The organism is Orenia metallireducens, from assembly GCF_001693735.1.
In the GTDB taxonomy this organism is placed as follows: domain Bacteria; phylum Bacillota; class Halanaerobiia; order Halobacteroidales; family Halobacteroidaceae; genus Orenia; species Orenia metallireducens.
Map to the genome: position 1 here is coordinate 561,276 of NZ_LWDV01000009.1, position 20,277 is coordinate 581,552.

General features: G+C 32.0%; 14 protein-coding genes. 1 reads left to right on the forward strand and 13 read right to left on the reverse strand.

What is annotated here, in order from left to right; all coding sequences use genetic code 11:
- Positions 1–411: 411 nt before the first annotated feature.
- The 6 genes from U472_RS10750 to U472_RS10775 form a co-directional block, all read right to left on the reverse strand.
- Complete coding sequence (locus U472_RS10750; protein ID WP_068718328.1) at positions 412–1,485, reverse strand: HD-GYP domain-containing protein; 1,074 nt, start codon at positions 1,483–1,485, stop codon at positions 412–414.
- A gap of 197 nt (positions 1,486–1,682) precedes the next feature.
- A complete protein-coding gene (locus tag U472_RS10755) occupies positions 1,683–2,180 on the reverse strand; it encodes a cupin domain-containing protein (RefSeq protein ID WP_068718330.1) in 498 nt (165 codons plus the stop codon).
- Positions 2,181–2,852: 672 nt separating this feature from the next.
- Entirely contained in the window at positions 2,853–3,629 is a 777-nt protein-coding gene (locus U472_RS10760; RefSeq protein WP_068718332.1) for a tRNA 2-thiocytidine biosynthesis TtcA family protein, read from the reverse strand.
- Between the two features lie 362 nt (positions 3,630–3,991).
- Positions 3,992–5,533: a cardiolipin synthase gene (gene cls / locus U472_RS10765; protein ID WP_068718334.1), complete on the reverse strand. Its 1,542-nt coding sequence runs from the start codon at positions 5,531–5,533 to the stop codon at positions 3,992–3,994.
- Between the two features lie 529 nt (positions 5,534–6,062).
- Positions 6,063–7,052: an AIR synthase family protein gene (locus tag U472_RS10770; RefSeq protein ID WP_068718336.1), complete on the reverse strand. Its 990-nt coding sequence runs from the start codon at positions 7,050–7,052 to the stop codon at positions 6,063–6,065.
- A gap of 26 nt (positions 7,053–7,078) precedes the next feature.
- A complete protein-coding gene (locus U472_RS10775; RefSeq protein ID WP_083189871.1) occupies positions 7,079–7,597 on the reverse strand; it encodes an ECF transporter S component in 519 nt (172 codons plus the stop codon).
- A gap of 610 nt (positions 7,598–8,207) precedes the next feature.
- Between U472_RS10775 and U472_RS10780 the strand changes: the two genes are divergently transcribed.
- A complete protein-coding gene (locus U472_RS10780) occupies positions 8,208–8,792 on the forward strand; it encodes a lysophospholipid acyltransferase family protein (RefSeq protein WP_068718340.1) in 585 nt (194 codons plus the stop codon).
- A 43-nt stretch (positions 8,793–8,835) separates the two neighbouring features.
- Here U472_RS10780 and recQ read toward each other — a convergent pair whose 3' ends face one another.
- The 7 genes from recQ to nadB all read right to left on the reverse strand — a co-directional run bounded on the left by recQ (position 8,836) and on the right by nadB (position 20,269).
- Positions 8,836–10,950 carry a DNA helicase RecQ gene (gene recQ, locus U472_RS10785; RefSeq protein WP_068718342.1) on the reverse strand — a complete coding sequence of 705 codons (2,115 nt, stop codon included), beginning with the start codon at positions 10,948–10,950 and terminating at the stop codon, positions 8,836–8,838.
- Positions 10,951–11,475: 525 nt separating this feature from the next.
- Complete coding sequence (locus U472_RS10790; protein WP_068718344.1) at positions 11,476–12,510, reverse strand: hypothetical protein; 1,035 nt, start codon at positions 12,508–12,510, stop codon at positions 11,476–11,478.
- Positions 12,503–14,419 (reverse strand): AAA family ATPase, encoded by a 1,917-nt coding sequence (locus U472_RS16315; protein WP_083189872.1) that lies wholly within the window; start codon positions 14,417–14,419, stop codon positions 12,503–12,505. The genes U472_RS10790 and U472_RS16315 overlap by 8 nt, the downstream gene beginning before the upstream one ends.
- A 534-nt stretch (positions 14,420–14,953) precedes the next feature.
- Positions 14,954–16,603: a methyl-accepting chemotaxis protein gene (locus tag U472_RS10800; protein WP_068718345.1), complete on the reverse strand. Its 1,650-nt coding sequence runs from the start codon at positions 16,601–16,603 to the stop codon at positions 14,954–14,956.
- A 200-nt stretch (positions 16,604–16,803) separates the two neighbouring features.
- Positions 16,804–17,817 (reverse strand): PTS sugar transporter subunit IIC, encoded by a 1,014-nt coding sequence (locus U472_RS10805; RefSeq protein ID WP_068718347.1) that lies wholly within the window; start codon positions 17,815–17,817, stop codon positions 16,804–16,806.
- Between the two features lie 15 nt (positions 17,818–17,832).
- Positions 17,833–18,666 (reverse strand): carboxylating nicotinate-nucleotide diphosphorylase, encoded by an 834-nt coding sequence (nadC, locus tag U472_RS10810; protein ID WP_068718349.1) that lies wholly within the window; start codon positions 18,664–18,666, stop codon positions 17,833–17,835.
- The gene (nadB, locus tag U472_RS10815) at positions 18,653–20,269 is read right to left on the reverse strand and encodes an L-aspartate oxidase (RefSeq protein ID WP_068718351.1); all 1,617 of its coding nucleotides are present in this window, start codon (positions 20,267–20,269) and stop codon (positions 18,653–18,655) included. Before nadB ends, nadC begins: the two co-directional genes overlap by 14 nt.
- Between the last annotated feature and the right edge of the window lie 8 nt (positions 20,270–20,277).

Consider the following 20,277-nt stretch of genomic DNA (forward strand, 5'->3'; position numbering starts at 1 on the left):
TTTATTATTTACTATCCTTATACTTTATCTTTTTACTGTCCGTATTCGTGTATATTTGTGACCATTCGTGGTTTCTTTTATTTAATAATTATTTTTTGAATTTACATTTTGCAGCCCAAGACTACTCCCTCAGTCAACAAAAAAGTCTTCTTCAAATCATCTGTATTAATCATGGGTAATAATATCTTTGCCTTTATTTCATTTTATATTAAATGACTATAGTGGTTAAAGTATGAAGTGATATTTTTCATTTTTAGGAATTTTAAATTGTTAAATTTGTATTTTAATATTATGAACTTAAAAAATTAATCTATTTATTGTATTTTGTATTAAACATAGTCATAAGTAACTAATATTGAATTGACTATTAAACACATAAAAAAAGCCAGGTAATTCTGGCTTAATTAATTTCTAAACTATTTCCTCTATAATATCAATATTCAAATCCTTTGATAAGTCAATTATGAAGTCTCTATCTAGACCACTAAAATTTAAGACTTTAACTACTGGTCTTAACTTCATAGTCTCATTTACTCTAGTAACTACTGCTTCACAACCAATGTTTAGTTTAACCTTGGTTCCTATTGGATAAGGGGTTACCATCCTTAAAAACCTCTCCACTAGCTCTCTATCCATCTTATTTTCTGTAAAGGTAGTATACAAATACTCAATTACCTCTTTGACTTTAATTGAACTACGATAAACCCTATCATTAATCATAGAATCAAAGACATCGGCGATAGCTACAATTCTAGCATATTCATCAATATACCTTCTACTTATTCCTTTAGGATAACCAGAACCATCACATCTCTCATGGTGCAAATAAGCAATACGAGCAGATACTTCTGGAATACCTTCTATATTGCCTAAAATCTGATATCCATAAGTCGTATGTTTCTTAACCTCTTCAAACTCTTCATCAGTAAGCCTGCCAGGCTTATTTATAATCTCTAAAGGAACTTTTATCTTACCTACATCATGCAAAAAAGCACCTATCCCTAACTCCATTAACCTCTCTTTCTCATAGCCCAATTGCTTTCCAACTACTAAAGAAAGTACCGTCACATTGGTTAGATGGAAGAATAGCTCATCTTGTAATAATCTGATATCCTTAATGCAATTAAGGATTTTCTTATTAATAGTTATAGTATCAATAATATCTGCAATTATTCTGTATAATTGATGTTTTTCCTGATGATTCAATCCAGTATCAGCATCAATTATCTTCTTAATACAATCCCTAGCTATAATTATTGCTTCTTTTCTAATCTCTTCTGGTATTATCTCAATATCCTCTTTCTTTAACTCTTTTAATCTATTATCTTTAAGATAGATATGGTTAATACCAATTTTATCTAATTTATTGATATATTTCTTATTCAGTCTTCTTCCTGCACCTAATAGTAATTTGCCATCTGAAGTATATATATTCTTAGCTAATATGTCCCCTTCTTTTAAGTCACCTATGCTAGCTAGATACATCATGATACCTCCTCCTCCCATAAAAGAAAATTTACAGTTGAACTTCATGAGGAGTATTATTAAAGCCTTATCCATGATATCACAGTTCTTATCTCCTGTTTTGAGCAAATAGCAATTACCTCTTAAAAAATATTACTTACATTAGTATTTCTATATTTATAAAAAATTTCCTTCTTTCAGAGATGAGGATTTATGATTCATCTAGAAAATTTTTCTCCCCACTTTTCCTTGACTTTATCTTCACCTTTAAAGTAATCAACAGTGCTATTTTTTTGATATACCTCTTGATAAGGTAATATGTTTATTTTATTTGAATCTGGATATTCACATACATCTATCCCAATGTCGGTTCTGATATCAAGGTATTTACAGGGCTTTTGGGTATGATTATATAATTGGTGAGCACCTTCAGGTCCCATCTCAAAAAATATAATATCACCTTCATTTAATTCTACAAATTTCTTTGGTGTTCTAAGCATTGCTTTGCCACTTAATATAATAAATATCTCTTCGGCATTTCTGTGAAAATGATATGGATAAGAGTATTTACCTGAATCAAGCATCCTTAGGTCAAATTTTAAGTTTTGGGAGTTGACTATTTTTGATAGTTCTTGGCTGCTATGCCAAGAAAATTCTGGAATCTTTGATTCTTTGAGCTTATAGCTAATATTCTCTTCATTAAAAATATGAGCCATTATCTTCTCTCCTTTTTAAGTTGATTGTGTCTAAGGGTCTTAATAATTAATATAAAATCTGTAACACCAGCATAAATCCCATTGTTCTCCTGATATTGATTTACATCCCACATAGTTAATATAAAACTAAATTCTACCTAATATATAATATAATATAAGTGTATTTACATCTCACATAGTTAATATAAAACGTGGAGGATAACGTTAAAGAATCTAAGAAGAAAATAATTTACATCTCACATAGTTAATATAAAACCCCAATTTTGCCACACACTCTAACCCCTGATTCTATCTGGATTTAGAGCAGATCAGCAAATTCAAAAAAACCTCGATTTTGCAGTAAACCTCCAGTAGTGCAATTGAGAAAGATTATCAAACCCTTCTTAACTAAGTAACCACAAGGCTTTACTCTACTTTCTTCAAAAAATAGCTTCACTGCAAAACCTAAAAACCATTAATTTATCATTATTCTTTGGTCTTATCCCTTATTTATTTTCTATTTTTAATAATTATTTATGATTTTAAACAAACACACAAGCATACCAAACTATACTATATAACTTATCCTTAAAAGATAAATTTCCTTTTTTAATTGTAAAACTTATCCCTAATTCTCTCCTACTATCAATGATCAATTAATTTTAAACAGCCTTGTGTTGAATAAATTTCTACTTAGCCCTTCCATAACTTATTGGTTATCTCCAGCAACTCCTTATCAGCTAACTTCTGAGGCCATAGCTGTAAGGGAGCACCTGCTCTCATAGCCGCTGCTACATTATAAAATATCTGTTTACTATCATCAAAGCTTCGTAGCAACTGTTTTATCTCTTCTCTTTTAGTCTCACCATCATGGGGGCAAGGACTTAGAATAGGTTCAAAACCAGTAATCTTTTTAGCTTCACGGGTCTCTTTCTCCCTTAAGTAAATTAAAGGTCTGATTACATAGATATCACTATTATCTAAATAACTCTTTGGTTCAAAGGTCTTAACCTGTCCAGAGTAGAGGATGCTCATCAAAAATGTCTCTACTGCGTCATCATAATGGTGCCCATAAGCAATCTTATTAAAACCATGCTCTTTCATAAATTTAGAGATTGCCCCTTTTCTAAAATAAGCACATTTAGCACAGGGGTTTTTAGTAGCCTCATCGGTAATGACCTCAGATATTTTAGTTCTTTCAATATAATAAGGCACTTCCAAGCTCTTACAATAATCTTTCATTTCTTTAAACTCTGCATTCTCTTCAAAGCCCAAATCAATAGTTAAAGCGCTTACCTTAAAATTAATTCCCATACTCCTTTGTAAGACTGCCAGAGCATATAATAGTAAAGAACTATCTTTGCCTCCTGAGAAGCCAACTAGAATATTATCACCTTCTTCTATCAAGCCAAACTCTGCTATCGCTCTTGCAATCTTTCTGGTGTAACTTTTTGGTAATGATAATTTCATAATTCTATCCTCCCATAACGATAAAAATATTAATAGTGTTCATAAATATTATAACAGATTAAAATCACGAGTTTAAACAAAATATAGGATCAACAACGAACTTTGTGATTCATAATAATTCTAGATTTTAATTAAGATACAAAAACTAAATCTTGATTTATATATAAGACAAAAAAGAATTGTTAGCCACAGATAGGCACGGATTTTCAAGGATTAATTATTTAGCTAATGTTTTAAATTATTTTCACAAAAGTCATTGAAGAGCCAAAATATAATAAGAACAAGTATAATAAATATCAATTTATCCTCCCAACTAAAATACTCTGTTAAAAAATCATATGGGAAATAAATTAATAATATCATTACATTAATGGAGAGAAGAGGCGTAATACTGAACTTCCTAACGCTTTATACCACTTAATATCCTCAAAATCTTCCATAGTAATCTCTTTACAGACCTTTAAGGTATTAAGAAAATCTTCTTTCATTTCAATAATAGTGTTACAATCATACATCCAAACCCCACATTCAAAGTGTAAGTATAGACTTCTATAATCCATATTTATAGTGCCAACAACTCCATAATTATCATCTGATATGTAGTTTTTTGAATGGATAAAGCCTGGGAGATACTCATAGATTTTTACTCCGCTTTCAATAAGAATCCTATAATAGGACCTGGTAACCGCATGAACATACCATTTATCTGCACAATGAGGAGTAATTATACGAATATCAACCCCTCCCTTAGCGGCTGATGATAGTGCTGTTACCATCTCATTATTGATAATCAGATAAGGTGTTGTGATATAGACATATTTTTTGGCTTTATTAATTAGATTAAGATAGACTATCTCTCCAACAGTTTCATCATCTAAGGGACTATCTGCAAAGGGCTGAATATATCCATCTCCGTTCTTTGAATTATCCTCTAATAGATTATTATCGTACTTAAATTCTTCTAAATTCTCTTCGATTCCTCTAAGATAACTCCACATGGATAAGAACATTACAGTCATACTCCAGACAGCTTCTCCCTTAAGCATAATAGCAGAATCCTTCCAATGCCCATATTTTTCGACCTTATTTATATATTCATCTGCTAAATTAGATCCTCCTGTAAATCCTGTATGACCATCAATGATTGTGAGTTTACGATGATCACGATTGTTGATCATAGGAGATAATATAGGGATTAAGGGATTGAAAACACAACACTTAATTCCCATCTCTTCAAGCTTTGTATCATATCTATAAGGTAAGGTAAATAAACAGCCTACATCATCATATATAACTCTAACATCTACACCCTCTGACGCCTTTTCTACTAATATATCAAGTATACTATTCCACATCTCACCTTCTTCAATAATAAAGTACTCTAAAAAGATATAATACTCTGCCTTTCTTAATTCTTCCTTTAACTTTTCAAACTTCATCTCACCGCTTGGAAAATATTTTGTTATTGTATTGCGATATGGTGGAAAATAGGCATAATCCTGAAGATATCTTGATTGATTAGCAGCAGTTTCATTTTCTGATTCCATTTCTTCTAAAATAGATTCTTGAGATGCTAATGCTTTTCTTGTTTTATTTCCGATTGATATCATTCTATTTTTTGCACGTTTACCCAACTTTTTACCACCAAAGAAGATATAAAACATACCTCCAATGATTGGAAATAATAGTATAGGTATAATCCATGCAATCTTATATGCGGGATTAATATGATTATTTATAATTCCTAATACTGCAGCCATGCTGATAAGTATACTTCCCCCATAGAAAAAGATAAAGTATTCATTAAATTTCAAGATTATTCCTATCAAAACTAGCAGCTGTACTAGTATTGCAAGAAATAAGAAAGTAATTCTGTGAAACAAAAACTTTCTAACAAATTTCATCTTAATCATTCCTTAAAATTATTATTTAACTTCCACATATCAATAATTGATTGCTAATTTTTCATAATTTAAGCTAATTACAGAGCATTCAAGGTACCTTAATTATAATCATAAACTTAAGAATATTATAACTCATTATTGAAATATATAGAAGTTAAACTAAGATTTTTTTAAAAAACTTTAAATTTATTTTGGTTGAGATTCCGCCTATATAGATACATAAAATATAGTAGATAATTAATATAAGATAAAGTTTAAAGACAAGCAGGTAAAATAATAACACTACCCCATTATTAATGATTTTTAATATTTCCTCTTCTCTAGCTAAGAAGAAGGTTAAAATCGATATAAGGACTAATTTTAATATAGAAACAATAATAACTTGACCCATACTATATACTTATAATGTTCAGCTTCCTTGAACATTAAACCACTCTCCATTCTACCTTTATCATGCCCAATAAAGATTTAAGATAGAAGAGATAATAAAAAGCAACCCCAATAGAAGCTGCTTTAGTCTCATTTAGATTTAATTTTCTGCTAAAAATCTCCATAATTCATCTTGGGGTGCATTAGTCATTTTAACCTGAACCTCTTTAGTATTGACTACTCTATCTTCTTTAATAATCTTACCGATAATGGTAGCCTTAATCCCTGCCAACTCCAACTCTCTAACCAACTCTTTACCACGTTCACTGGTTAAAATCATCATCCCTGAACCAATTAATTGATAGGGGTTAATCTGAAGCTTATCAGCAATAGCCTTTGTAGCTGGATGTAGAGGTACCAAATCCTCCTCTATCTCAAAACCAACCTCTGCTGCAATAGAGAGTTCAAAGACCGACCCATATAAACCACCCTCTGTTACGTCATGCATAGCATTAACTCCAAACTCTGCTCCTATTAACCCTTCAGGAATTACACTTAAATCTTCAATTAATTCTTGTCCTTCTTTCAATAAACTTTCATCAATTCCTAATTCTAATAACTTATCATAATAATCATTAGCCAAAATAGCAGTTCCCTCAAGCCCTGACCACTTAGTTACTACAATATCATCACCAACTTTGGCACCAGAAGAGGTTACATACTTATCCTTAGTCGTCTTGCCAATAGCAGTACAGACTACCAAAGGCTGATTGACTATATCAGTTATCTCAGTATGCCCTCCCAAGATATCTATTCCTAAATCTTGAGCAGCCTGATTGATATCTTGAATAATAGCTACAATCTCCTCTTCACTGGTAGATGGAGGAACCAATAGGGCTTGTTGAATCCCAATAGCCTTAGCTCCATTAGCTGCGATATCATTACAAGCTACATTAACAGCTAAACTCCCCATCCCCTCTTTCACCCCAGTAATAGGATCTGTAGACATTACAGCTACAAACTCTCCAAAGTCGATAACTGTTGAATCTTCTCCAATCTTTGGTCTAACCAATACATCTTGATGGCTTGCTGAAATTTTATCTAAAATCAGTTCCTTTAAATTTCCAATATCAATCTTGCCTGCTTTCATTAACCTCACCTTTCACTAATTAATATCTATTTACCCTTACTAAGCTCTACTATATTCGTCTTTAAAAGAGCAAATATAAGAGGGATTGCAATTACTGCTCCTCCCAATGCTTGAGTTAAATTCCAAGAGATATTAGCCACTGGTACTATAAAGCTCTTAACCATGATTGCCTCTGCTAGGTAATAGCCACCTACCATCCATAATGCACCGACAAGTACTGCGATAATATCCCTTACTCTCAATTTAATATCGGTCAATTTACGACTAGCTATTTTAGCAATAATATACCCTTCTATACCTTTAATAATTAGAGTAGGTACTGCCCATTGACCATAACCAGATAGCATATCTGCTAAGGCTGAACCAATTCCTCCTGCTAATAGAGCATATTTTCCACCAAATAAGATAGCCACTAAATAAATTATACTATCACCTGGATGAATATATCCACCTGTGGCTGGCATAGGTACCTTAATTGACATTGTTGCTACAGCTACTAGTGCAATTAATAATCCCCCTAAAGCTAAATGTTTAGTACTATTCATACCCATATCCTCCTTTAATTACAACTATGTTTTTTCTCAATAATAGCATAAAAGAGGAAGGTTGTCAAAACTTTACCTAATAGCAAAACTGATGCAATAAAATAATAATGTAACACTTTTAAAAATTTAGAATTAGATGTTTTAAAGGTTTTAAATCGAAAAAAATTTCTGTTTGAACGAAGCAAGTATTCTCAAGGATTAATAATACCAATATAATCGTTGAAGTAGGACTCTTATATTTCTTAATCTCAATAGATATTGATTGTGAAGTGAGTTGAATCTTTTCTAGATTGGGCTGGTTTTACTGGTTTTGTGCAAAAGAGGATTGTTCTTATATTCCCTAGAGAGCCACGAAGAATTTTGGTTCTAGGCTGCCCTTGCCACGAAGGGGTTGCTTTATAACCCCAAAGGTAAAACTCGTAGGTGCTGATAAGCTTTCTCGTAAATGTTTTAATAGATTTATTAAAGATTTATTTATTTTTAAAGCAAAAATGTCGTAACACCCCATACTCCTACACTTTTACCCTCTGTTTAAATGATAATGCTTGTCAATTAGACTAATAGTATGATATAATATAATCCCAAATAAGAGATTTAAGGAGGGAAGATTATGAACTTAACCTATAGAATTGCAATCAATTTATTTAAAATCTTTTATGGTATTGGTCCCAAACCACAGATAATTGGGAGTAGAAAACTTCCTAAAGACCAGAGTTTTATTGTTGTATCAAATCATATTAGTAATTATGATCCTCCATTTTTAACTACTTTATTGAATAGAAAGATTAACTTTATGGCAAAGGATAATCTCTTTAAAAATAAATTTGGTAGCTTTATATTGAAAAAACTAGGAGCTTTTCCTATCAAAAGAGGAAGTTTTGATAGAAGTGCTATTAAATATGCTTTAGAGCTATTAAAGAATAATCAGATTTTAGGAATCTTTCCTGAAGGTACTAGAAGTACAGATGGTCAGCTACAAGAGCCTCAATTAGGAGCAACAATGCTTGCATTAAAGTCTAAAAGTCCAATTATCCCTATTGGTATTAAAGGAACTAACTCTCCTTTTAAAGAGAATATCATTGCTAATATCGGAGAGATCTTTACTTTAGATGAGTTCTATGATAAGAAACTATCTAAAGAGGAGATGAAAGAAGCAGGTTCTATAATTATGAGTAAGATTAAAGAATTGCTTTAAAAAGAGAGGATTCTAATTAAATTAGAATCCTCTCTTTTTAAAATTAGATAGCATCTTTTAATCTATCCTGCAATAACATTATTTTAATGTGAAAATAGCTTACTTCCGCTGGTAAAACTTTTTTGATAGGAGTTAACTTCTCCCCGCCAACCTCTTTGATTTTCTCCAAAATCAGCTCCTGATATTCATCAGGGACAAAAGATTTTAAATCTATCTCATAACCTTCTGTCGATGCTTTAATCATATGACCTTCTATAGTAGAACTGGCTAATCCTCTTAGCTTAGCTATCTCTTCTAGGGACTTATCTTCTTGATATAGATTGTAACTTATCAGATAACTTGGAATCTTCTCTTGATTGGACTCACTCTGGTTACTCTGTTCATCTTGATTCTGCTTGTAATCTTTAATCTTCTCTAAAAACTGCTGCCCATACTTCTGATACTTAATAAATCCTACTCCTTTAACTTTGAGCATCTGATCCTTATTTGTAGGTAACTTACTGGCAAACTCCTTTAAGGTACTGTCTTGGAAGATAACATAAGGAGGAAGATCCTCTGCCTTTGCCAGCTCTGCTCGTAAATCCCGCAGAATATCAAAGAGCTTATTCTTAACAAAGACCTTCTCAATTTTCTTTCTAACCTTATGATATACCTTCTTCTCACCCTTTAAGACTGGTGTAGCTTTATTGCTTAATTTGGTTACAGAGTATTTACTATTACTTAAGAGAACATACCCATCAGCAATTAAGAAATTAATCAGATTCTTAATCTCTTTCATCTTATATTGGCTCATAATACCATAAGTCGATAGCTTATCAAACCCATTTTCTAAAATCTTTTGCCTTTTAGATCCCTTTAAGACAGCGGCTACAAGACCTATCCCAAATCTCTGTTCAGTCCTATAAATGCAAGATAGAATCTTCTGAGCCTCTTCAGTTATATCCTCTAAGTCACCCTCTCCATTACAGTTAGTACAATTATCACAGCTCTCTTTAGGGTTCTCTTCACCAAAGTAATCTAAAATAAAATGCCTTAAACACTTACCTGTATAAGAGTAGTCGATCATCTTCTGTAGCTTCTCATATTCATACTCTTTACGCTCTTCTGATAGATTGGACTGATCTATGAAGAATTTAGGCAATCTAATATCTGCAGGGCTAAATAATAAAATACATTCACTATTCTCTCCATCCCTACCTGCTCTTCCTGCTTCCTGGTAATAAGCCTCTATATTTTTAGTCATATTATGATGGATTACATATCTGACATTACTCTTATCAATTCCCATTCCAAAGGCATTGGTAGCTACAATTACCTTCAATTCATCATAGATAAAGCTCTCTTGGGTCTTCTTACGCTCCTCATAATTTAATCCTGCATGATACTTTCCTACAGAATAGCCCCTATCATTTAAAAAGTTATATAATGCTTCTACTTCCTTTCTAGTAGCAGCATAGATGATCCCTGCATCATCCCGGTTGACACTCAAATACTCTTCGATAAAGTCCCGCTTATTCTCACCTTTAATCACCTTAAAAGTGAGATTTGGTCTATCAAAACCTGTTACAAAGGTATTCTCTGTACTAATTCCTAATAATTCATTGATATCATCTCTAACCTCTTGGGTGGCTGTAGCAGTAAAAGCCGTTACCAATGGTCTAGCTGAGAGATTATTGATAAGTTTAGGAATCAAACGATAACTAGGGCGAAAATCATGACCCCAACTGGAGATACAATGAGCTTCATCTACTGCTAACATTGAGATATCTATCTCATTTAGCTTCCATAAGAAATCCTCACTCTCTAGCCTTTCTGGTGCAATATACAATAGCTTATAATCTCCTCGCCGAGCCATTTCAATCCGTTCCTCTATCTCAATCCACTCTAGAGAACTATTGATAAAGGTAGCTGGAATTCCGATAGTATTTAAAGAATCAATCTGGTCTTTCATTAAAGAGATCAGTGGAGAGATCACCAAGGTAATTCCTGGAAAACAGAGGGCTGGTATCTGAAAGCAGATTGATTTTCCACCACCAGTAGGCATTATCCCTAAGGTATTATAGCCTGATAATATATTCTTGATTATCTTCTCCTGCCCTATCCTAAAGGATTGATAACCATAATATTCTTGTAAAGCTTGTTGAGCCTGTTCAAACATAAAAACACTCCTTACGTTTATTGATTAACCTAATTTTGAATTTCTTTCTTAAAATTTAGTATCCTATGTTATATAACTTCTAAAGAGATTGGGAATCACCTTTTTAAAGTGGGATGAGTTTTCTGTTATTTTGAACTATTTTTGGGGTTTTATTCATGAAAAAGTCTACTTTATGGAGATAAAGTAGACTTTAAATATAAATTAAAAAACTATTTCGGTAAAGCTTATCAGCTTTTACCGAAATAGTTTTGGCATTGCCCCAAAAGTAACCAAAAAGTCTAGAAGAAAATATACCTGCGGGTTTAAAGAACAAACCCTCCATGGCAAAGCCCACTCCCTTAGCAATCAATGTTTATAGAGAATTAGAAATATAGTACTTCTAATTCAAAGCCTAAAATATAATTATTATCCTTTGAAAATATTTGCTCCGTTCAAACAATAATTTTCTTCACTTTTAAAACCTTTTAATTATCCATTATCAATTTGAAAAAGTGTCGAAATATCCTGCTGACGTTAAATTAATGTTTAAGTATAATCAAATAAATTTAACTCTTCACAAATATCCTTAGTCAATTTAGCTAAAACTCTTTTATCCAAATTATCCTCGGTAATATAATTGGATACTATCATCCTTACAATATCATCTTTACTATTAAATAACTGATTAAAATTTTGATATAATTCTTTAATTCTATCTTTATTATAAATCATATTCTTCTTTATTAGTTCTGCTACATTGTCTTTGTGAAAATCATATAGTTCTTCTAATTTAAAAACCTTTATATTATTTTCAGCTTTTTTAATAAACTCATTATTTACTTCTTTACCAGCTTTAAATTTAATATCAAATTCATCACTCTCGCCAAAGAAAAAATCTAGATATTTTAAATCGTTATAGTTATTTATATCTTTTTCTTCTCTTATTTTCACACTAAATTTCATACTATCTCCAAATCCTTCTTCATAAGGATGTATGTATTTCTTATATTCAAATTCTGTATCTCTCTTTAATCTTGAATTACAAATATTACAACTAGGAATAAGATTATAAAGTGATAATGCTAAATAAGGATAAATTGATTTAGCAAAAAAGTGGTCTAATTGTGGTCTTATTACTTTTTTCTCTTCTGAATGATATGTTACAATATATTGTCTATTACAATAAGGACATATATTTACATTTAAATTTTTAGTAAGCTGGTATGCTCCCCAATCAGGTGGGTCGGGTTTAAGAAAAGCATCATAATTAAAAATATTTTTCAAATTCAACTTATTAATTAATTTTTTCTCATGACCACTTCTCTGTCTAGTACCCTTTTTAAATAAACTACTTAGATAAGGAAATCCATTATCTATTTTTATAATAACATCATTCAATTCTTTAGGTCTTCCAGTTATTATTTGTTCAATATTTAATAAAAGAAATCTATAAAAATCTCTAAATGAATCTTCAACTTTAGATAAACTTATGAGCTTGTCTAGAAAATTATCTTTGAAATACTGGTAATGTTTTTCTTCAACCTCTTCTCTCTTAGCTTTGCTAATATTAATCTTAATCATTTGCTTTCTTCCTCTTCAATTCATCTAATTCTCTTTCTAAATTTGCAATTCTTTCATCAAGACTAATTAAATCTACTTCTAACTTTTCTTTTAGCATATTCAATAACTTAGTTCTAATTACAGGCTCACCTATAATATTAATTGAACTTTGAATATAATCTTTCTTCTCTTTTATCTTCTTAGTATCACCAAGCAATAACTTAATTAACTCATTAATCTTATGTTTCGCAAAATCCCCCATTAATCCATCCTTCATAAAGAAAGAATCCGAGAATAATGTATGAATATTTGCTCCAAAAGTCCGATTATTCTCTTCTAAACCATCAACTACTTTACATCTACCTTTCTCATCCTTTTTTAAAAATATTATATTAGAACTGGGTAAATCAGATGCTACAAAAGGAGAATGTGAAGTTAAAATTATATGAATATATTTATTAGGATATATCTCAGGTAAAATCTCAATTAAATCATAGATAAATCTTTTCTGCCATTGAGGATGTAAGTATAATTCTCCTTCATCTATTAATATAATCAGATTATCTTCTAAATTATGGTCTACTAATGAATAAAATCTAGAATAGATGTTTAATAATGCCTTTTCTCCTGAACTTAAGTCCCTCCAATCAAAATTAAAAAAATCAATATTTTTGGCTGCTTTACTATGATATTCAAATATTTTTTCAAATTTTATTTTTTCCTTCTTTTCATTATTATCTTGTATTATAGAAATACTAAAACTTTTATCAGTTATATTTTTTATATTATCCTTTCCTAGGTTCCTATCAATAAATTTAATAAATTCTATTATTTGTTCTAACCAACCTAGCCTATCTTCTTCTAATTTACCTTTTTCATTTCCTAACGTCTCTACTTTATCCTTTTGTTGTTTTAACATTGTTTCAAACAAACACATTACTTTTTCTAATATATTTTCTCCTACTAAATTATTAAAATCAAAAATTTCTTTATCAAAAACCCATATTAAGTGCTTATCTAAAGAATCATAGAAAAAATTATTCAAAACAGTCTCATAAAAATTACATCTAAATTTATCTATTTGAGTAATATCAAGTTTCCTTCTAAATCTAGAAAATTGATTTTTTATATCTTTTAGAAATTCATAACAACCAGCTTTTTTATATTTCTCTTTTAGACTTAAATCCCTATCACTTATCTCTGACTGAATAAGTTGAACAGTAATTTCTTTAGGTAATTTAAATAATTTTTCAATGTTTATTTTTGAAAACTCATTTATAAACCTTATTTGTCTATTAATATCAAATAATCTATGTACTTCACTTTCAGTAGCTTCATAATTAATAAGCTTATCTTCTATTGCTAATCGTTTATCTTTTTTGATTAAGAAATTAGTAGAAATATTATACAATGCTCCTCCGCTAATTTCATATTTGCCATCGAAGATATTTGAAAAATATATAATAGATAAAGGATTTAGTGTTGTATTCCATTTATAACACTCAACATTTTCTCTTTTATATAGTGTCTCATATTGTATTCTTTCATCAAAATTTAATACATCAGATTTGACTTGTAAATTAATATTTATATCCTTATTATAATAAAGATAGTATTTTCCATTAATTTCTAAAACCATTATAGCTTTTTCTAAAAAACCATTATCACCTTTGACTAAATTATCTTTAATAAAATCCAATATACTTGATTTTCCTGCTCCATTCTCACCAATAATAGCTGTAATATTATTTATCTTAGTAGAGTTAGTCTTATCAAGATTAAAAAAATTATCTATATAATTAAGATTTTTCTCAATCTTTAGCTCTCCACTCTCTGAGTTATAATCAAATCTATATTCACTACTAAAATTAAACCCCTGCTTAACAATAAAATCTCTATAATTATCAATCCAAAGATATAATAGCTCCATCTATTCTCTCTCCTTCAAATAAGTCTATTTATATATTACAAAGAATCAATTAATTACTTCGGTTTTTTTCAACATATTTCCTTTTTAAATTTCAATTTATTTGCAATTATAATCTTGATAAGCTTTTCTACCCTAGCAAACACTAACTTAGGCAAAGTAAGCGGTCCCTACTTTTAATCTCAACTCACAATAGAAAACCAAAAATTTAAATAACACTAAATCTCACTAAGCAAGTACTAGTGTTTTGCCTACCAAGACACCCAAATAGCGAAAAAAATTATTGTCTGAAATAAGCAAGTCTTACTATAAAATATTGATTTACTATAAAATTTTAATAAAATCCCCAAATAATTTCTATTAGCATTACTACTTCATTGCTTATTGAGTTTAATTTTTTCTTGATTTTTTGGTTACTTTTTCATCAAGGAAAAACGTAACTCGCCAATAGGCGAAATCTATAAATAACAATATAATATATATCAAAAATAAAAAAAGCCTACTTTGCCAACGCAAAGTAGACTTAATAATTATAAATTATAATCTATAATTATCTATCATCCCTCGTAACTCTAATGCCATATTAGCCAACTCTTCTGCTGATTTATTAACTTCATTAGACATAGATTTCATATTGGAAGTTGAGTCTGTCACAAGCTCACTACTTGAGGCTAACTCTTGAGTAGAAGCAGTAGTCTCTTCAATATAAGCTGAAGTATCTGTTACTACCTCTGCAATCTTATTTAAAGATGCTTCTGTCTCTCCAATCAACTCTTCTCCCCGCTTGGTCTCTTGATTTACCGATTCTATAGCCAACAACCCTTCTTGGGATCTACTTTGAGTATCTTTAAGTAGATCTATTGCCCTATCCGTAGCTTTAGCTGTCTCTTCGGCCAAAGCTTTAATTTCTTCAGCTACAACTGCAAAACCTCTACCAGATTCACCTGCTCTAGCAGCTTCAATGGCAGCATTTAGAGCCAATAGATTAGTCTGCTCTGCAATTTCGGTAATCATATTTACAACCTCAGTAATCTCTTGGGAGATACTATCTAACTTACTGATAACATTCTTAGCTTTAGCAACTTCAGTATTTATACTCTTTATCTTAGCAATAGTATCCTCCATCTTACTCCTACCTTCTTCTGTCCTCAGGTTAGCATTCTCAACCAACTCTACTATCTCTTGACTACTACTGGATATCTGTTGAATACTAGCTACCATCTGACTGATACTTTCGGTTGTAGCTTCAGTAGTAGCATTTCCTTCTTCAGCAGAAGCCAATAATTCCTGACTATAAGCTGATAAATCATCAACTATAGCTAATATCTTCTTTAAAATCTCTGCTTGTCCTTGGATAGCATAGTTAAAGCCTTGAGTTAATTCACCTAGCTCATCATTACTATTAACCTCTAATTCAACAGTTAAGTCTCCCTTAGCAACCTTCTTCAATCCTCTTAAAATTTTATCCATATTCCTAGTTAAATAATTGGATATCTTGACTATAATCAAGACCATAACTACTATAGAGATAGCAAATATTATACCTAATCTAATGACTGTATCTAATTTCATCTCTTCTATCTCTTGATAAGACTCTGCCAAAGCTGAGTCGATGACAGACTCATATCCTCCTGAACCAACAAACCACTTAGTACCTTTAATCGGCTCAACATAACCAAACTTTCTCTCATTTTCCTTAGTATTAGGATTTTGATAAATATAGCTAACAAAGTCTCCACCAGCTTTGGCTGCTGTGATAAACTCTTTAATAATATATGTTCCTTCAGAATCTCGTAGATTTAAGCGGTTATTCCCTTCAAGCTCTGTTGCTGTTGGTAGAGCAATCGTCTCCCCTTTATAGTCATAGATAAAGAAGTAACCAGCTTCTCCAAACCTGACTAGATTGTTCTTCTCAACTATCAACTCCCTTAACTCTTTTGTAGATAGACTATCTTTATTCTCTCGATAGATTTCTGCTAGATTCTGTGCCATAGTATGGACAGTATCCCTGATTCTATCACGCTCTTTAGTTAATAGAGCTTCTTTAAGCAATACAGCATTATTATTAGCTAACTTATCAAAGCCTTTAATCACAACCCCACCTAAGACTAGCATCATCAACAAGAAACTAAATCCAATTCCTACCAATATCTTTATTCTAATCTTCATATCTCTTATTTTTATCATTACTATTACAACCTCCCTCTAAATTAAAAAAATATTCTGACTACTAATATAAGAGTTCGATTTTTATAAAGAAATTCCTATCTAAATAATCACTTTCATCAAATTACTAATTATGATAATTTTATAGTTAAATTTATTAATAAATCAAAAAGAAGCAGTAATTTATATAAATCCCTGCTTCTTCTTATATTTGTTTTAAATTATAAATCTAGTAACAGATCATTCTCTTTAATCAATCCTTGTTTACGCATAAACTCTGCAATTAACCAAGTCAAAATAGCTGGTAAGATAAAATGTAGAAGAATAATAGAAAAGATAGCACCAGTTCCCATAGCTTCAATAGTACCAAACTGTCCCACTAAACCAGCCGTTCCCATCCCTGAACCGATAGGAATATTCTTCATTGGGATGATGGTGGTAGCAATTGGTCCCAAAATAGCCCCAGCTAGAGTTGGTGGAATCCAAATTAGAGGATTCTTAACGATATTAGGCATCTGTAACATTGATGTCCCTAATCCTTGACTTACAGCTCCTCCCCAGCCATTCTCACGAAAGCTCATTACAGCAAAACCGATCATTTGGGCACTACAACCAACTGTTGCTGCTCCTGCTGCTAGCCCACTTAAGCTCAACATAATACCAATAGCTGCACTACTAATCGGTAAAGTCAATGCTATTCCCATCAAAACCGATACCAAGATACCCATAGGAATTGGTTGCAATTCTGTTGCCCTCATAATCACTTGACCTAAGCCCTTCATCAAGGCATCAATTCCTGGACCTACAAATTTAGCAGCCAGCATCCCTGTAATAATTACTGTAGCTGGAGTCAAGACTATATCCAGCTTAGTCTCTTTAGAGATTGCTTTACCAAACTCAGCACCAATTACTGCTGCAATAAATGCTCCTACAGGACCACCTAAGGCTGCACCAGCAGCACCTGTTACTACTGATGTAAAGATTACCAAAGGTGGTGCTTCTAATCCATAAGCAATGGCTACACCAATGGCAGGTCCCATCATCCCCATCGCAGTCTTACTAAATTCAAGGAGTATTGGAAAGTGTAATCGTTCACCTAAAACCTTTAAGATTAAACCTACAATCAATGAAGCAAAAAGCCCCTGTGCCATAAATCCTAAAGCCTGAACTCCATAACGTTCTAAGGAAAACTCTATATTCTTTCTTGCTAGGAATCCTTTTTTATCTCTATTCATCCCGTTCACCTCTTATTAAAAATTTAAACTGATATCTAAAGACTTAATACTATGGGTCAAAGTACCCAAGGAGATCACATCTACTCCTGTTTTGGCTACCTCAACTATATTTTCAGCAGTTATTCCACCAGAGGCTTCTATAATTGCTTGTTCTCCAATCAATTCTACTGCTTCCCTCATCATCTTAACATCCATATTATCGAGCATAATGATATCTGCACCAGCCTCTAAAGCCTCCTTAACATCAATCAAGTTCTCTGTCTCCACCTCTATCTTCATAGTATGAGGGATATTTTTTCTAGCTTGCTTGACTGCTTTGGAGATACTACCTACAGCCAAGATATGATTATCTTTAATCATTACTGCATCATAAAGCCCAAAACGGTGATTAGCTCCACCACCAACTCTGACAGCATACTTCTCTAAAATTCTTAAATTTGGAGTAGTCTTACGAGTATCTACAATTCTGACATTATAATCAGCTACTAAACTCTTATAATAATTTGTCTTAGTAGCTATCCCTGACATTCTCTGTAATAAGTTAAGGGCCAACCGCTCTGCTATTAAGATTGAGCTGCTCAAACCAGAGACCTTAGCAATCTCTGTACCATACTCTACTTGAGCCCCTTCTTCTACTAGAGGCTTAAATTTTATCATTTCATCAACTCGCTCAAATACTAAAGCAGCTACCTCTAAACCTGCAATTACTCCTTTATCTTTGGCTAAGATAGTTGCTGTTACTTGCTCTCCAGCTCCAACAACTGCTTCTGTACTAATATCTCCGGTACCAATATCTTCCCTTAAAGCATTATCTATAATCTCCAAAACCCTATCTCTATTCAAACTCAATAGCCAACTCCTCCCACTCTCTATCTTTCTGTAAAATTATGTGTTTCTCCCAAGCAGTCTCAGCTACTGGGAAATCTTTGCGGTAATGTGCCCCTCTACTCTCTTCCCTATATAAAGCACCTTTAAAGGTCAAATAAGCTAAAGTAATTAGATTCTGTAGCTCAAAACCTTTAACATCTGCCAAATCATAGTTTAAACAATCAAGTAATCCTTCTATTTCAGCTAAACCTTCTTCTAATTCAGCTTTCTCTCTAACTATTCCTAATTTAGCTGACATAAGCCCTTTGATCTTCTCTTTAGAAGGAATAATCTCAGCATCTTTTAACCTTTGGGCATCATATTTCAAACTAAATTCTGTATTTAAATCACCCTGATCTAAATAGGTAACTGCTTTATCAGCTACTCGTTTACCAAAGACCAACCCATCCAATAAAGAGTTACTAGCTAGTCTATTAGCTCCATGAATACCTATACAAGCCGTTTCTCCACAGACAAATAGACCTTTAATATTAGTCTCTCCATGAATATTGCTAAGAATTCCACCCATTAAGTAATGGGCTGCTGGAGCTATAGGGATATAATTTTGACTAATATCTATTCCATGCTTTAGACAAGTTTTATAAATTGTAGGAAATCTTCTCTTTATAAATGTTAAATCTAAGGCTGTTACATCTAGATAAACATGATTTCTTCTACTCTCTTTCATCTCTTGATAGATGGCACGAGCTACTATATCTCTGGGAGCTAACTCTGCTAATGAATGATATTTGACCATAAATCTATCACCAGATTGATTTCTAAGTACTCCTCCTTCACCCCTAACAGCTTCAGAGATTAGAAAGTTATCTACTCCTTCTAATTCTAGAGTTGTAGGATGAAATTGAACAAACTCCAAATCTGTAACTTTTGCCCCTGCTCGATAAGCTAGAGCAATCCCATCACCTGTTGCTACTTGAGGATTGGTAGTAGCATGATATAACTGACCTGCCCCTCCAGTAGCCAAAACTACCACTTTACTCAAATAAATCAGATACTCTTCCTGCTTTCTATCATATGCTAAGACTCCAAACACTTCTTTATCCTTAGTTAATAAATCTATAACAAAGATCCCATCTTTTAAAGTAATATTTGTTTCTGAAGATACCTGCTCAACTAAAGATTTTCTAATCTCCCTACCTGTTGCATCACCACCAGCATGCAATATCCGCCGACAGCTATGAGCACCTTCTTTGGTCAATGATATCTTTTCATCTTTCTGGTCAAAATTGACCCCTAAATCTATTAATTCCTTAATCCTCTTGCTCCCCTCAATTACCAGAATATCTACCGCCTTAGGATTACATAGTCCTGCCCCTGCCTCTAAAGTATCTTGATAATGTGCTTGGGGGGTGTCTTCTTGAGCTATTACTGCCGCAATTCCACCTTGGGCATATTCGGTATTACACTCAGCCAATCTTTCCTTACTTAAGAGAGTAACTCTTCCTGATTTAGCTAGGTTCAGGGATGTCACCAATCCTGCAATCCCTGTCCCTATTACTAAAAAGTCGCTCTTCTCCCTCTTTAACTTATCTGTATTAAAATTCACTAAATATCTTGGAATCATCTCTTGAC